Source organism: Paenibacillus elgii NBRC 100335 (genome assembly GCF_004000865.1).
Lineage (GTDB): Bacteria > Bacillota > Bacilli > Paenibacillales > NBRC-103111 > Paenibacillus_G > Paenibacillus_G elgii.
On the sequence record NZ_BIMB01000068.1, the window covers coordinates 15,137 to 30,205 of the forward strand.

Annotated in this window: 14 protein-coding genes and 1 pseudogene; all 15 read left to right on the forward strand. The window is 54.7% G+C overall.

What is annotated here, in order from left to right; all coding sequences use genetic code 11:
• The first annotated feature begins 28 nt into the window (after nucleotides 1-28).
• Nucleotides 29-919: a sporulation peptidase YabG gene (gene yabG / locus PEL01S_RS30995; RefSeq protein WP_063186794.1), complete on the forward strand. Its 891-nt coding sequence runs from the start codon at nucleotides 29-31 to the stop codon at nucleotides 917-919.
• A 206-nt stretch (nucleotides 920-1,125) separates the two neighbouring features.
• On the forward strand, nucleotides 1,126-1,398 hold the full coding sequence (gene veg / locus PEL01S_RS31000; RefSeq protein WP_010501694.1) for a biofilm formation stimulator Veg: 273 nt from the start codon (nucleotides 1,126-1,128) through the stop codon (nucleotides 1,396-1,398).
• 149 nt (nucleotides 1,399-1,547) lie between these two features.
• Nucleotides 1,548-1,721: pseudogene (locus PEL01S_RS31005) on the forward strand (small, acid-soluble spore protein, alpha/beta type); the annotation flags it as partial.
• Between the two features lie 317 nt (nucleotides 1,722-2,038).
• The gene (gene ispE / locus PEL01S_RS31010; RefSeq protein ID WP_063186851.1) at nucleotides 2,039-2,893 is read left to right on the forward strand and encodes a 4-(cytidine 5'-diphospho)-2-C-methyl-D-erythritol kinase; all 855 of its coding nucleotides are present in this window, start codon (nucleotides 2,039-2,041) and stop codon (nucleotides 2,891-2,893) included.
• Between the two features lie 134 nt (nucleotides 2,894-3,027).
• Complete coding sequence (purR, locus tag PEL01S_RS31015) at nucleotides 3,028-3,873, forward strand: pur operon repressor (RefSeq protein ID WP_025846823.1); 846 nt, start codon at nucleotides 3,028-3,030, stop codon at nucleotides 3,871-3,873.
• 9 nt (nucleotides 3,874-3,882) lie between these two features.
• Entirely contained in the window at nucleotides 3,883-4,269 is a 387-nt protein-coding gene (locus PEL01S_RS31020; RefSeq protein ID WP_036690522.1) for a RidA family protein, read from the forward strand.
• Between the two features lie 122 nt (nucleotides 4,270-4,391).
• Entirely contained in the window at nucleotides 4,392-4,676 is a 285-nt protein-coding gene (spoVG, locus tag PEL01S_RS31025; protein WP_010501706.1) for a septation regulator SpoVG, read from the forward strand.
• Nucleotides 4,677-4,821: 145 nt separating this feature from the next.
• Nucleotides 4,822-6,204 carry a bifunctional UDP-N-acetylglucosamine diphosphorylase/glucosamine-1-phosphate N-acetyltransferase GlmU gene (gene glmU / locus PEL01S_RS31030; protein ID WP_174807037.1) on the forward strand — a complete coding sequence of 461 codons (1,383 nt, stop codon included), beginning with the start codon at nucleotides 4,822-4,824 and terminating at the stop codon, nucleotides 6,202-6,204.
• A gap of 101 nt (nucleotides 6,205-6,305) precedes the next feature.
• Nucleotides 6,306-6,923, forward strand: a complete 618-nt coding sequence (locus PEL01S_RS31035) for a 50S ribosomal protein L25 (RefSeq protein ID WP_063186795.1) — start codon at nucleotides 6,306-6,308, stop codon at nucleotides 6,921-6,923.
• Nucleotides 6,924-7,084: 161 nt separating this feature from the next.
• Nucleotides 7,085-7,645 carry an aminoacyl-tRNA hydrolase gene (gene pth, locus PEL01S_RS31040; RefSeq protein WP_127462975.1) on the forward strand — a complete coding sequence of 187 codons (561 nt, stop codon included), beginning with the start codon at nucleotides 7,085-7,087 and terminating at the stop codon, nucleotides 7,643-7,645.
• Nucleotides 7,646-7,759: 114 nt separating this feature from the next.
• Complete coding sequence (gene fin, locus PEL01S_RS31045; protein WP_010501715.1) at nucleotides 7,760-7,990, forward strand: anti-sigma-F factor Fin; 231 nt, start codon at nucleotides 7,760-7,762, stop codon at nucleotides 7,988-7,990.
• 191 nt (nucleotides 7,991-8,181) lie between these two features.
• Nucleotides 8,182-11,706, forward strand: coding sequence for a transcription-repair coupling factor (gene mfd / locus PEL01S_RS31050; RefSeq protein ID WP_127462976.1), 3,525 nt, complete (start codon nucleotides 8,182-8,184; stop codon nucleotides 11,704-11,706).
• A complete protein-coding gene (locus PEL01S_RS31055; RefSeq protein ID WP_127462977.1) occupies nucleotides 11,693-12,799 on the forward strand; it encodes a peptidylprolyl isomerase in 1,107 nt (368 codons plus the stop codon). Before mfd ends, PEL01S_RS31055 begins: the two co-directional genes overlap by 14 nt.
• A 234-nt stretch (nucleotides 12,800-13,033) precedes the next feature.
• Nucleotides 13,034-13,576, forward strand: a complete 543-nt coding sequence (gene spoVT / locus PEL01S_RS31060) for a stage V sporulation protein T (RefSeq protein ID WP_063186803.1) — start codon at nucleotides 13,034-13,036, stop codon at nucleotides 13,574-13,576.
• Between the two features lie 182 nt (nucleotides 13,577-13,758).
• The coding region (locus tag PEL01S_RS31065; protein WP_255320179.1) for a polysaccharide biosynthesis protein at nucleotides 13,759-15,069 on the forward strand (1,311 nt) is incomplete at its 3' end.

Genomic DNA, 15,069 nt, shown 5'->3' on the forward strand with positions numbered 1-15,069 from the left:
ATACGATAGTCGAGGAGGCGATGCAGCCATGAAGCAGGGAGACCTGGTCACTCGGAAATCGTATGGCGGAGACGTTGTGTTCAAAATTCATGAATTCCGGCAGCAGCAGGCCATATTACGCGGGGTGGAACTTCGATTGCTGGCGGATGCCCCGATTCGGGACTTGGTGATGGCCCCGCAGATCGATCCCCTTGAAACCGTAGGGGCGATGCGTCCCAAATGGCTGGAAGCAATGAGACGATCGGGAGGAGCCGGAGCAGCTCCGCAGGCGCAATCGGACGGATGGCAAAATACAGAGCAGCCTGCGGAATCTTCCAAGCCGCGCCCGGCATACTTTGAACTGCCCGGCAAAGTACTGCATTTGGACGGGGACCCAAACTATCTGCGCAAATGCATGGTCCTCTATAATGAGCTCCGCGTTCCGGCGGACGGCTACTATGTAGGGGAGGCGAATATGGCCGATGCGCTTTACCGCCTGCTGCCCCAGCTGCAGCCGGATATTGTCGTGATTACGGGCCATGACGGCCTTCTGAAGCAGCGCGAGCGAACCTACGGGGATATTACCCAGCTCACCAGCTACAAAAACTCGCATAATTTCGTCAATGCCGTTCGCGTGGCCCGTCAGTTCGAAAAAAACCGCGATGCCCTGACGATCGTCGCCGGAGCGTGTCAGTCGCATTTTGAGGCGTTGATGCAGGCCGGGGCCAATTATGCCAGTTCGCCGGCCCGCGTGTTGATTCACGCGCTCGATCCGTTGTGCGTCGCGGCAAAGGTAGCTTTTACCCCGATTAAGGATACGGTGAATATCGTCGACGTTATCGGGTTGACACATAGCGGGTTGGAAGGGCTGGGCGGTATCGAATCCCGCGGGAGCTATCGCCGGGGCGTTCCCCGAATTGAATACGCGAATCGTAAATAAGCGCCGAAAGGTGCTTTTTATTTTGCCTCGCACACCAACTTTTTACAATACTGTGAACGGAGTACCCTCAATATTTTGGAATACCGCATGGTATTAAGGAAAAATTCCGTTGACAACAGGTTTGTATGGCTGATATAATATTCGGCTTAAATTGACATACTACTGTCGTTGCGTTATAATGTTAGGGAAAGAGGTGGTAGTGGTCAATGGCAAAAAATGCGCTGTTGGAGATCAAACGTAGTTTGGAACCTCATGTCGGTCAGAAGATTATGTTAAAAGCGAATGGTGGTCGCCGTAAGACAATCGAACGATCCGGTGTATTGGAGGAAACCTACCCTTCCGTTTTTATTGTTAAGCTGGATCAGGAACAGCATGCATTCAAGCGCGTTTCTTACAGCTACGCAGATATCCTGACAGAATCCGTCGAAGTTACTGTGCATGGCGATGACGGTGAAGTACGGATTACGATACATCAATAAGTACATAACGGTTGGCCGTACTAGCGGTCAGCCGTTTTTTTAATGGAATCCTTTCCTTTGGAAAAGACTGCGGCGCTGTATGATTCCACTGCAACAGGCGCATACTAGATCGTACGGATACCATCATTCTTTATGAGGGGGGACGCGATATGGGACGCAGAAGTCGGGGCGTCATGTCGGAATCATTCAAATACGAGCTGGCTAAAGATTTGGGCTTCTATGACACGGTCCAGCAGGAAGGTTGGGGCGGCATTCGCACGAAGGATGCGGGCAATATGGTCAAGCGCGCAATCCAAATCGCCGAGCAGGCTTTGGCGAATCAGCAATCGGCGGCTGCGCCGGTACGCGAACCGGTCAGCTTCCAGCCGGCGCCGGTTGTTTCTCAAGCCTACGCACCTTACAGTCAACCGCCTTACGCCGGAATGCCGCCTGCTTATACGATTGCCCCAAATCCGGTTCAAACGGGCTACAACTCCTTTGCGCCGTAAGGGCGGAACTTCATTTCCGGAGAATCCTCAAGCTAGAGCGCCCGTTATGGAGCTTTAGCTTTTTTTTGTAGCGCTTTTGGTATAGTATTAGGATGAACGGCATCATGCCTTCGATTAACGGGATGACAGACAGGTGCAAAGAAGGTGTCGACATGAAAGTGTTTGAGAAAGCGCCGGCAAAAATCAATTTGTCGCTGGATGTTTTACATAAGCGTGAAGACGGTTACCATGAGGTCGAAATGGTGATGACCATGGTCGATTTGGCGGACCGTATCGAGATGCAGGAGCTGCCTCGCGATACGATCATAATTTCCAGCCAAGCCGGGTACATCCCGCTCGACGAGAAGAACCTTGCCTTTCAGGCCGCCCGGCTCATTAAAGACCGGTACGACGTGAAGCAGGGTGTATATATTCATTTGGACAAAAAGATTCCTGTCGCCGCGGGCCTGGCCGGAGGAAGCAGCGATGCCGCAGCGACGCTACGCGGCTTGAACCGGCTGTGGAGGCTCGGGATCGGAGCGGACGAGCTGCAGAAGCTTGGAGCCGAGCTTGGCTCGGACGTGCCGTTTTGCGTAACGGGAGGGACGGCCATTGCGCGTGGCCGGGGAGAGAAGCTGGAGCCGATCGAGTCGCCGCCCCAATGCTGGGTCATTTTGGCCAAGCCTCCGATCAATGTGTCTACCTCGGAAATATACGGCAAGCTGAACGCTGCCGGAATCCGCAAGCATCCGTCGACGGAAGGCGTTCTTCGGGCGATTCGCGAGAAGCGGTTCGATCTGCTGTGCGGCGAGCTGGGTAACGTGCTGGAGGAAGTGACGCTGGACCTGTATCCCGAAGTGCGTCAGTTGAAGGAAGTGATGATCAAGCTGGGCGCCGAGGGAGTGTTGATGTCGGGCAGCGGTCCGACGGTGTTCGGCCTCGTGTCCAAGGAAACGAAAATTCCGCGCATTTACAACGGGCTGCGGGGATTTTGCAAGGATGTATTCGCTGTCCGGCTGCTTACGTAAAGAAGCCAATGAATGTCACGTTTGTGTCATCATCTTTTGCATGGACAGCTTGAATAAATACGTATAAAAATGGTATATTCACAATATATTATTCGGATTTATAGCTTTTTATCCGACGTGTAGGGGGAACGCTCATGAAAAAACTAAAAAGAAGCGCAAGATTGGTCGAGATGACCCAATACTTGCTGATCCGCCCCCATACGCTGATTCCTTTGACGACATTCGCAGACCGATACAATTCCGCCAAATCGTCCATCAGCGAAGATTTGGCCATCATTAAAGAAGTGTTTGAAGAGGAAGGCCTTGGGGAGCTTCAGACGCTCGCGGGAGCAGCAGGCGGCGTCAAGTTCATACCGAAAGTATCGAAATCGCATTCATTGCAATTCATCACCCAGTTGTGCCGCCAGTTGGAGCAGCCCGAACGCATCCTGCCAGGCGGGTATTTGTACATGTCCGATATTATGGGGCAGCCGATGATTTTGAATGAAGTCGGCAAAATGTTCGCTTCCGCCTTTTCGGGGAACGATATCGATGTGGTCATGACGGTGGAAACGAAAGGCATCCCGCTGGCCTACGCCACGGCTACTTATTTGAACCTGCCGGTCGTCATCGTGCGCCGCGACAATAAAGTGACAGAAGGTTCCGCCGTCAGCATCAACTACGTATCCGGCTCGAACAAACGCATCCAGACGATGTCTTTGTCCAGACGGGCGCTCAAGGAAGAAGCCAAGGTGCTGATCATCGACGATTTCATGCGGGTGGGCGGAACGATTCATGGCATGATGGACTTGCTGCAGGAATTTAAAGCCACGGTCAAAGGCGTCGGCGTATTCGTCGAGTCAGGCGAAGTCGAGGAGCATTTGGTCGAGGATTACGTCTCGCTTGCCAAGCTGTCCGCCGTCGATCCGAAGACACGGCAGATTACGGCCGAGCCGGGCAACTATTTTCAAGAAGAGGTTTCTAATCTAATCGAGGAGTGACAAATGCATATGACATTAGAACGTATCTCTACGGACCGGGCGCCTGCCGCTATCGGTCCTTATTCACAAGCAATCAAATTTGGCAATCTGTTATTTACCTCCGGTCAAATTCCGCTCAATCCCGAAGGCCAAATCGTCGAAGGCGGCATCGCCGAGCAGACGCACCAAGTCTTCCGCAATTTGAAAGCGGTATTGGAGGAAGCGGGGGCAACATTCGAGAGCGTGATCAAGGCTACGGTATTCATCAAAGACATGAATCAGTTCGCCCAGGTGAATGAAATCTATGCAACCTACTTCGGAGACCACAAACCGGCGCGTTCAACTGTCGAAGTTGCACGACTGCCGAAGGACGTTTTTGTCGAAATCGAGCTTATTGCGGCGTTAAGTGTCGAATAATTTCAAATTTATAAAGTATTTATAAAATTGGTCAAAAACTTAAGAGATTTAGCAGGAATTTGCCCTAAAATGTGGAATTTATAGTTCATGTCTCCAAGATGGAAAAAGGTGGTGAATCAGAAGTGCAAATTACAGACGTCAGACTTCGCAGGGTGAACTCCGAGGGCAGAATGAAAGCCATTGCTTCCATTACCATCGATAACGAATTTGTAGTACATGACATTCGTGTGATTGACGGTAACAACGGAATGTTCGTGGCCATGCCTAGCAAGCGGACCCCGGACGGAGAGTTCAGAGATATCGCTCACCCGATTTCCTCTTCAACCCGCGAGAAAATTCAAGCGGCCGTGTTAGCGGAATATGAGCGTGCTGCAACGGAAGAGGAAGTCATTGAAGAAGGAGCTTAATACGATCTATGAAGAGGGCCAAAAGGCTCTCTTTTCTTTTATACCCGGGCAGGATATATTGGGACTGGCGTTTCACGGACAGAAACCGTATCATAAAAAGAAAACAATACATTGGATCAAAGGGGATGGACGAAACTTGAACATCATGGGGATCGTACTGGCTGCAGGTCAGGGGAAACGAATGAAATCGAAACTATATAAAGTATTGCACCGGGTATGCGGTAAACCGATGGTCGATCATGTGGTCACCGCATTGGAAAATATACAAGCTTCTCGTACAGTCGTCGTCGTCGGTCACGGAGCGGAAGCCGTTCAATCGTACTTGGGCGACCGGGTCGAGTATGCGCTGCAGGAGCAGCAGCTCGGGACAGGCCACGCCGTGCTTCAGGCCAAAGATCTGCTGGCCGCGGAGGACGGCTTGACGATTGTCATCTACGGAGATACACCGCTGATTTCGGACAGCACCCTCGAAGGCATGATCAAGCTGCACCAGGAGAAGGGGGCGGCGGCTACACTGCTGACGGCGGTTGTTGACGATCCTACCGGCTACGGACGGATTATCCGCGACGAGCGCGGGTACGTGACGCAAATCGTGGAGCAGAAGGACTGCAACGAGGCGCAGCGCCAGGTCAAGGAAACGAACGTCGGCACCTACTGCTTCGATAACCGGAAGCTGTTCGAAGCGCTGGCGCTTGTGAAAAACGACAACGCGCAGAACGAATACTACATTACGGACGTGATCGGCATTCTGGTCGGTCAGGGGCAGATTGTCGAAGGCTACGTGCTGGAAGACGAGGCGGAGTCGTTCGGCGTCAACGACCGTTTGCAATTGTCCGTGGCCGAGCAAACGATGCGCGAGCGGATTAACCGCCGTCACATGCTCGCCGGGGTGACGATGGTCGATCCGGCAAGCACTTATATTGAAGCGGACGTGCAAATCGGAGCGGATACGATATTGCTGCCGGGAACGGCGCTTCGGGGAAAAACGGTGATCGGTGAAGACTGTGTCATCGGACCGCAAGCAGATATCACGGATAGTACGATTGGCAGCGGCGTTACCGTCAAGCACTCCGTGCTGCAGGAAGCGGTCGTCGGCGACGGATCGTCCGTAGGACCATATGCTTATTTGCGGCCGGGAGCGGATCTTGGCCAGAACGTGAAAATCGGCGATTTCGTTGAAATCAAAAACGCCAAGCTGGCAGACGACGTGAAAGTGTCGCATTTAAGCTACGTCGGCGATGCGGTCATCGGCCGGAACGTCAACTTCGGCTGCGGAGCGATTACCGTCAACTATGACGGCTTCAACAAGCAGTTGACCGAAGTGGAGGAAGATGCGTTTATCGGCAGCAACGTCAACCTCATTGCTCCGGTCAAAGTCGGCAAAGGGGCTTATGTCGTAGCCGGTTCCACCATTACGCACGAAGTAGGAGACGGCGACGTAGCGATTGCCCGGGAGCGTCAGGTGAACAAGCACGGCTACGCCGACAAGCTTCGTACCAAATTTGCGGCGAAGAAGGCGAAGAAGTAAGCTTTAAGCGAGAGAATCAGCATCAGGATGTTTTGAACCTCCTTCAATTGGGTAAAGTAGTAAGAAGCTAGGGCTTCACCCAAATTGAAGGAGGTTTTCTTATGGCTACATCGCTCAAAGCGGAAGCTCGGACAGGCCGGACGAAAGGCGACCGCAACCGGCTGCGGGCCGAGGGCAAAGTCCCCGGCGTCGTCTACGGCAAAAAAGTGACGCAGACGCCGATCGCCATCGATCAGAAGGAGCTGCTTGCGCTGCTGAAGACGAATCCGCATGCGGTTATCGATATGGACATTCCGCAATTTGGCAAGCAGCCGGTCATGATCAACGAAGTGCAGCGGGATGCGCTGAGCCGCCAGCTGCTGCATGTCGATTTTCATCAGATCAATATGGACGAGCCGGTTCAGACGACGGTTCGGCTGGAATATATCGGAGACCCTGAAGGGGTTAAGGTCGGCGGAATTCTGCAAATTCAGCACCACGAAATCGAGATACGCTGCCTGCCGCAGCGGATCCCGTCCTCCGTCGAAGTCGATGTCAGCGGGCTCGAAATCGGACAAAGCATGCTTGTATCCGAGCTTAAGCTGCCGGAGGGCGTCGAGGTGAAGACGGACGCTCACGACGTGCTCGCCACGATCCTGACGCCGCAGAAGGAAGCCGAGCCGGAGGAGGAAGCGCCGGCTGCCCAAGAGGGGAATGCCGCGGAGAAGGCTGAGGTATAAATTAGAGAAAGCGTATCGGCTTGGATCGATACGCTTTTTCTGTTATGTCCGGCGGGCGCCATACCTGCCGCTTCTTGCGAAATTGGCGCGGGACGTTTTTTTCGGTTATGATAAGTTTAGGGTATCGTTTCACCCCATGGAGTTGAAAGGGGCAGGTCAGGTTGAAATGGTTTGTGGGTCTCGGCAATCCGGGACGGCAGTACGAAGCGACGCGGCATAATATCGGTTTTATGGCGCTGGACCGTTTTGCCGATAAACACGGCATTAAAGTTACGCAAAGCAAATGCAAAGGACTTCTGGGAGAAGGCCATGTCGCAGGGCAGAAGGTATATCTGCTGAAGCCTCAGACGTACATGAACTTGTCGGGGGAGTCGATCCGCGCCTTTATGGATTTTTATAAAGCGGACATCGAGGACCTTATCGTCGTCTATGACGATCTGGATACGCCCTACGGGCAAATCCGGCTGCGCTATCAAGGAAGCGCGGGCGGGCACAACGGGATCAAGTCGGCCATCGCCCACTTGGGCACGCAGTCGTTTCAGCGCATTCGGATAGGCATTTCGCGGCCCGCGCCTGGCCGGGACATCGCGGATTACGTACTAAGCACGTTCAGCAAAGAAGAGTTTCAGCAGATGCCCGGGCTGCTCGATAAGACGGTGGATGCCATGGAGCATATCCTGGAGCATCCGTTCGAGAAGACGATGGCCAAATTCAACGGCTGAGCCGTATTATGCATTTCGTCAAGAAAAGCGTTAGCCTAGAGGCTAATCTCCTCCCATCCCGGCCATAATAAGTAAAAACGCCGCTTGGCAAGGCAAGCGGGAGGAGGAAGTCCGATGGCCCTGAAATATGTTTGTCGTCATTGCCAGACCGTAATCGGAGAAATCCGGCAGGGGGAAGTGAGCGAGTTTCAGCTCGGTTTCCATTTCTTGACCCCCGAGGAGCGGAGAGATATAATATCGTATAACCCGAATGGGGATGTCACCGTCAAGGTGGTTTGCGATTACTGCAAGGAAGCGCTGGATGCCAATCCGGAGCTCTCGCTCCTCGCGAATCCTCTGCAATAGGGGTTGTTCGCATTTCGGCTATCCGGCTTTTTGGTTGAGGATCGGCCTAAAGTCCGGTGGATAAGAGGCCGCAGCGCGGGCGGATCGCCCTTCCGATTCGCTGCTTCAGAAGCGATGACGCCCGCACTGCTGCTTATTCACGGGACTTCTAGGCTTTTTTAGTGTTACGCGGTTGAGAGGGGTGTCCTGTTTTGCAGGCTTTAATTCAGGCGTTCTCCGCGGACAACGATTTTCAAAGCGTCGTGTCCGGCCTACGTTCGGGGATGAGAGAACAGTTAATAGCCGGGTTGACCGGTTCTTCGCGGCAGGTGATGCTGGCTTCACTTTACGAGGAGCTGCAGCAGCCTCTATTTGTCGTGACTCACAATATGTTTTCCGCACAAAAGATGTTCGAAGATTTGGCGGAGCTGGTGCCGGAAGGCCAGGTTCTGCTGTTTCCGGCCCAGGAGCTTCTGGCGGCCGAAGCGGCCATCGCAAGTCCGGAAATGCTGGCGCAGCGGATTGACGCGCTGTCCAAGCTGGCGGACAGCTTTCGCGGGATCGTCATCGTGCCTTATGCCGGGATGCGGCGGCTGCTGCCGGACCAAGCGTCCATTGCGGAAGCCAAGCTCCGCGTCGCCGTTGGCGATACGATTGAGTTGGAGTCGTTCATTGGGCGGATGGTCGAGCTCGGCTATGAACGCGTAGAGCGTGTCGAGAATAAAGGGGAGCTGAGCGTTCGCGGGGGCATTATCGATTTTTATCCGCTCACTTCGCCGAACCCGTACCGGATTGAGCTGTTCGATATTGAGGTGGACTCCATTCGGACGTTCGACCCGGCTGATCAGCGATCGATCCAGAAGTGCTCCGAGCTTGTCATTACGGCCTGTCGTGAAATCGTAGTCGACCGTAAACGGTTACAAACGGCGGCGCAGCATGCGTATGAACTGCTCCAGGAGCAGATCGGCAAGATGTCGGACCGCGGGGCGAAGGACCGGCTGCTCGAAGGCATCGGCCACGAGATCGAGCTGCTTCGCGAGGGGCAGCATTTTCAGGGGATGTTCAAATATGTCTCCTTGCTGTTCCCGCAGCGCCAGACGCTGCTCGACTACATGCCCAAGGATTCCATTCTTATCGTAGACGAACCGGCCCGGCTGCTGGAGACGGCAAAGCAGCTGGAGAAGGACGAGGCCGAATGGATGACGATGTCGCTGCAGGACGGCAAGTGCCTGCCGCAGCTCGTGCTGTCGAAGCCGTACGAGACGCTGCTGCACCGCAGGCCGTATCCGACCTTGTACATGTCGCTGTTCCTGCGTCAGGTACCGCAGACGTCGCCGCAGAACATCGTCAACTTCATGTGCCGCCTGATGCAAAATTTCCACGGGCAGATGAACCTGTTGAAAAGTGAAATGGACCGCTGGAAAAAGTCCGGCGCGAAGGTGATGATGGTAGCGAGCGGCGCGGAGCGGGTCGACCGCATCAAGCGCGTGCTGGCCGACTACCACATCGACGAGCCGCAAATCGTGGACGGCAATCTGCAGACCGGCTTCGAGCTGCCGGGCATTCATCTGGTTGTCATCACCGAAGGCGAGATGTTCACGCAGAAGCAGCGCAAAGCGCGCAAGGTGGACAAAAAGATCGAAAACGCCGAGCGGATTAAAAATTATCAAGAGCTCAAGATTGGCGATTACGTCGTTCACGTCAACCACGGGATCGGTAAATTTGTCGGCATCGGCACGCTTGAGGTCGGCGGCATTCATAAAGATTATTTACACATCCTGTACGCCGGCGGCGACAAGCTGTCGGTGCCGATCGATCAGATCGACCATGTGCAGAAATACGTCGGCTCGGAAGAAGGCAAGGAACCGAAGGTCTATAAGCTCGGAGGCGCCGACTGGAACCGGGTGAAAAGCAAGGCCCGCGCATCTGTACAGGATATTGCCGACGATCTGATTAAGCTATATGCGGAGCGTCAAGCGACGCTGGGCTATGCCTTCAATCATGATTCGAATTACCAGCAGGAATTCGAAGGCATGTTCCCGTACGAGGAAACGTCGGACCAACTGCGAGCTATCGAAGAAATCAAGAAAGATATGGAGAAGCCGAGACCGATGGACCGCTTGCTGTGTGGAGACGTCGGATACGGGAAAACCGAGGTGGCGATCCGTGCGGCGTTCAAGGCGGCGATTGACGGCAAGCAGGTAGCGGTGCTCGTGCCGACGACGATTTTGGCGCAGCAGCATTACGAGACGTTCCGGGAGCGGTTCTCGGGCTATCCGTTTAACATTCAAGTGCTCAGCCGGTTCCGCTCCAAGAAGGAGCAGACCGAAACGATGAAAGGCATCAAGAATGGCACCGTGGACGTGGTGATCGGGACGCACCGGCTTCTGTCCAAGGATGTGCAGTTCAAGGATCTGGGACTGCTGATCGTCGACGAAGAGCAGCGCTTCGGCGTGTCGCACAAGGAAAAGCTGAAGCGGCTGAAGACGAACGTGGACGTGCTGACGTTGACCGCGACGCCGATTCCCCGTACCCTGCATATGTCCATGCTCGGCGTGCGGGACTTGTCGGTCATCGAGACGCCGCCGGAAAACCGTTTTCCGGTGCAAACGTATGTCGTCGAATACAGCGCCTCGCTGGTCCGGGAGGCCATCGAACGGGAGCTGGCGCGCGAAGGCCAGGTCTATTACCTGTTCAACCGCGTGCAGGGAATTACCCAGATGGCCGATCAAATCTCGATGCTCGTGCCCGATGCACGGGTAACGGTCGCGCACGGCCAAATGTCCGAGCAGGAGCTGGAGAAGACCATTCTCGACTTCCTGGATGGCGAATACGACGTACTGGTCAGCACCAGCATTATCGAGACCGGGGTCGATATCCCGAACGTCAATACGCTGATTGTCCACGATGCCGACAAGATGGGACTGTCCCAGCTGTATCAGCTTCGCGGCCGGGTCGGGCGCTCCAACCGGATCGCTTACGCCTACTTTACGTACCAGCGCGATAAGGTGCTGACGGAGGTGGCGGAGAAGCGGCTGCAGGCGATAAAAGAGTTTACAGAACTTGGGTCCGGGTTTAAAATTGCAATGAGAGACTTGTCCATCCGGGGTGCGGGCAACTTGCTCGGCGCGGAGCAGCACGGATTTATCGCGTCGGTAGGTTTCGATCTGTATTCGCAAATGCTGGCCGAGGAAATTCAGAAGCGCAAAAAGGAGTTGGGCGGCGAAGCCGTGCAGGAGACGAAAGTATGGTCGACGCAGCTCGATATCCAGCTGGACGCTTACATTCCCGGCGACTACATTTACGACAGCGTGCAAAAAATCGAGATTTACAAAAAAGTCGCGGCCATTCAAACCTTGGATGAAGCGATGGAGCTTGAGGACGAATTGGTCGACCGCTTCGGCGATCTGCCGGATGCGGTGCAAAATTTGTTGACCGCCGCGCGGCTGAAAGTGTACGGTGCCTTGTACGGTATCGAGATCATCTCGCAGAAGGGGCTCGATTACGAGCTGAAAATTCACCCCGATCAGAACGGCAATCTGGACGGACAGAAGCTGTTCCAGCTGTCGGGCGAATTCGAGAATCGGATCAAGCTGATCAGCGGACCGCAAATCCACATTGAGCTCAAGGGAAAAGGATTGAAGCCAGAAGAAACCATCGCTTTGCTGGAAAGGTTTCTGGTACAATACAAACGTGTGTTGAAATCGAAGGGAGAGCTGCAAAATGTGGCAAAATAAACGGAAACCGTTGCGAAAAGGGCTTATGGCTCTTTGTGCGCTCGTATTGGTCGCGGGTGTCGCTACAGGTTGCGGCAAGAAAAAGGACGAAGCGGCAACGGCTGCCGCCGATAAAGGCAAACCGAGCGAGGTGCTTGTGACGTACAAGGACGGACAAGTCACGCGCGGCGAATTCGATACCTTTTTGAACGTGAACGCGTTCTTTTATAAGCAATATGCGCAATTCAAAGACGACCCTGCCTTTCAACAAGATATGATGAAGCAGCTCGTTACCTTTAAAATTTTGTCCTCCCGCGCGGACGACAAAGCGAAGGCGGAAGCCGATAAGCAGTTTACGACGCAATTCGAGCAAATCAAGGGCTTCCTGGGCGCTCAGGAAGGCGGCATGGAGAAGCAACTCAAGGATGCGAAGCTGGAGCAAAAAGACGTGGAAGAGTTCGTGAAGCGCAGCATCACGGCGATTGTCTCCGAGGAAAGCAAAGTGACCGACCAAGAGGTTCAAACGGCTTATAATACGAAATTGGAGCAGGACAAATCCGCCTATGTGACGGCAACGGTCAGACATATTCTGATCGGAATCAACGATCCGGCGACAGGTAAGGAAAGTCGTTCCAAGGAAGACGCGCTCAAGCGTGCGAAGGAAGTTCAGGACAAATTGAACAAGGGCGGCGACTTTGATGCGCTGGCGAAAGAATATTCGGATGATCCGGGTTCGAAAGATAAGGGTGGTAAGTACGAAAACGCAGACATCTCCCAATTTGTGCCCGAGTTTAAGAAAGCGGCGGCGGAACTGCCAATCGGGAAGATCAGCGATCCGGTGGAAACGTCGTTCGGCTACCATGTGATGAAAGTGGAATCCCGCAATACGAAAACACTCGACGAAGTCAAGCCGGAGCTGCGCTCCGCGGCGGCTGAGACGAAGGTGTACGATTTTGTGGAGAAAGAACTGCCAGGTCTGATTCTGACAAACAACCTGCCGAAGCCGGAGGAGAAGAAGCCGGCGGAAGCTCCGAAAACCGATGCGCCTAAAACCGATGCTCCGAAAGCGGACGCTCCGAAAACAGAAGCTCCGAAGACGGAAGGCGGCAAGTAACAATTACCAGGGTACCCCATGGGGTGCCCTGTTTTGTTTTCATTTTTTTGGACATAATGTAAACAGCGACGGCTTAAGCGTTCGACCAAGCGCCTGCAACCGTGCCGAAGCGGGACATGCATAGGCCGCCGGGAGTTGAAGAATACTAGGGTCAGTCGAATTCCCTCCATTTTGCATACAGGGTCATATCCAGTCTGTATCCCATTCTTCTTGGAAAGCGAGGCATCTAGAAACATGAAAGCAACTGGAATCGTTCGTCGTATCGACGATCTTGGCAGGGTCGTAATCCCGAAGGAGATACGCCGCACCCTGCGTATTCGGGAAGGGGATCCGCTTGAAATTTTTGTGGACCGGGATGGGGAAGTCATTTTAAAGAAATATTCTCCTATCGGTGAACTTGGAGACTTTGCCAAGGAATATGCCGAGTCGCTCTATGAAAGCACAAACCATATCACGATGATATCCGATCGCGATACGATCATTGCCGTGGCCGGCGGCTCGAAGAAAGATTTTTTGGAGAAGCAGATCGGTTCGCTAGTCGAACAAAGCATGGAAAACCGCAAAGCGACGCTGGAAACCGGCGGTGGCTCTTATGAAATCTGCAAGGACGTTACCGAGACGTACAGCTCGTATGTGATTGCGCCGATCGTGGCGGGGGGCGATCCGATCGGTTCAGTGATTTTGCTGAACAAGGACGAAAGTGTGAAAATGGGCCAAATGGAATTGAAGATGGCGGAAACGGCCGCCGGCTTTCTGGCAAAGCAGATGGAGCAATAGCTCCGCCGATGGACAGCGATGCGCAGCTTCCTGATAGCAATCCCTTGGAGGGAAATCGGGAAGCTTTTTGCGTTTTTGGAAAAGGATTGCGAATTGCGGTATAATGGGGCTGCAAAATCTGTCCGAATGGGTCTCTCGCCGGACGGATGAGGGACCGGTCGCGGGAACGAAGGGGAAGCGTCATGAAAGAGCGATCGGAGCGGATGGAGGCAAGCGGGCCTGAGGCTGCGGACAGCAAAGACCAGGATGGTAGAAAAGGATCTGCGCTGCTGCAAGGGGCGGCACTGCTCGGTTTGGCGGCCGTCATTTCGAAGCTGATCGGCACGCTGCAAAAAATTCCGCTGCAAAATCTGGCGGGCGATGCGGTCTTTGGCATATACAATGCCGTGTATCCGTTGTACATATTGATTTTGGTGCTGGCCACGGCCGGATTTCCTCTGGTCGTATCGAAGTTTGTGTCCGAGTATGCCGCCGAACGGCAGTATCATGAGGCTCGGCGCGTATTACGGGTCGCTTCCGCATCGCTGATGGTCACTGGAATTGTCTTCTTCTCGCTGCTGTATTTCGGCGCGGAGACGATTGCGCGGTGGATGGCTGCGCCGCAAACGGCTCCAGCGATACGAAGCGTGTCATATGCCCTGCTCGTCGTGCCTCTGATGTCTGCGCTGCGCGGTTACTATCAGGGCTATCAGGACATGCGGCCGACCGCTTGGTCTCAGGTGGTGGAGCAGACGGTGCGGGTGGCGACGATGGTCGTTCTGCTGCTGGCTCTGATGCGGCTTGGCTTGGGGCCGGAACGAATCGCCGCAGGCGCTACGTTCGGTTCGGTGACGGGCGCACTGGCGGGACTCGCGGTCATGCTGTGGTACTGGCGTAAGGAGCCAAAACGCAAGCAAGTCCCGGGTGAGGGGGACGGCGGCGGCTGGCGGCGCGACTGGGCGCTGGCGAAACGGCTGGCTGCCTATGCGCTGCCCCTCTGTCTGGGCTCTGTGGCGATGCCGATCCTCACGCTCGTCGACTCGTTTACGATGCCCCGGCTGCTTCGCTCGGCCGGCTTCGACGAAAGCGAAGCGTTGTATCAGTTCGGGCTGTATAATCACGGCCTGCCGCTCGTTCAGCTAGTCGCCATGATCGCATCCTCGATGTCCGCGGCGCTCGTTCCGGCCATCGCCGAAGCGCTTCGGCGCGGCGATGCGGATGCGGTCCGCGCACGCGCGGGCTTGTCCCTGCGGCTGACCTGGCTGATCGGGCTTGCCGCTTCGTTCGGGCTCGCTTTGCTGGCGGAGCCGCTGAACGTGATGTTCTTCAAGAGCGCCGAAGGCACGGCGGCGATGGCGGTCTTGGCGTTCACCGCCCTGTTCTCGGCGATGAACATCGTCGCGGGAAGCGTGCTGCAGGGCCTCGGCGCCGTGCGCGCGCCGGTGCTGTACCTGCTGCTCGCCGCCGCCGTGAAAGTCGCCGCCAGCGTGGCGCTCGTGCCGCGCTACGGCATC

What these genes read in the sequence shown, in the direction of transcription:
- yabG (WP_063186794.1), top strand. Translation starts at nt 29, where the DNA reads ATGAAGCAGGGAGACCTGGTCACTCGGAAATCGTATGGCGGAGACGTT.
- purR (WP_025846823.1), top strand. Translation starts at nt 3,028, where the DNA reads ATGAAAAAACTAAAAAGAAGCGCAAGATTGGTCGAGATGACCCAATAC.
- PEL01S_RS31035 (WP_063186795.1), top strand. Translation starts at nt 6,306, where the DNA reads ATGGCTACATCGCTCAAAGCGGAAGCTCGGACAGGCCGGACGAAAGGC.
- PEL01S_RS31020 (WP_036690522.1), top strand. Translation starts at nt 3,883, where the DNA reads ATGACATTAGAACGTATCTCTACGGACCGGGCGCCTGCCGCTATCGGT.
- fin (WP_010501715.1), top strand. Translation starts at nt 7,760, where the DNA reads ATGGCCCTGAAATATGTTTGTCGTCATTGCCAGACCGTAATCGGAGAA.
- ispE (WP_063186851.1), top strand. Translation starts at nt 2,039, where the DNA reads ATGAAAGTGTTTGAGAAAGCGCCGGCAAAAATCAATTTGTCGCTGGAT.
- spoVT (WP_063186803.1), top strand. Translation starts at nt 13,034, where the DNA reads ATGAAAGCAACTGGAATCGTTCGTCGTATCGACGATCTTGGCAGGGTC.
- veg (WP_010501694.1), top strand. Translation starts at nt 1,126, where the DNA reads ATGGCAAAAAATGCGCTGTTGGAGATCAAACGTAGTTTGGAACCTCAT.
- glmU (WP_174807037.1), top strand. Translation starts at nt 4,822, where the DNA reads ATGGGGATCGTACTGGCTGCAGGTCAGGGGAAACGAATGAAATCGAAA.
- PEL01S_RS31055 (WP_127462977.1), top strand. Translation starts at nt 11,693, where the DNA reads ATGTGGCAAAATAAACGGAAACCGTTGCGAAAAGGGCTTATGGCTCTT.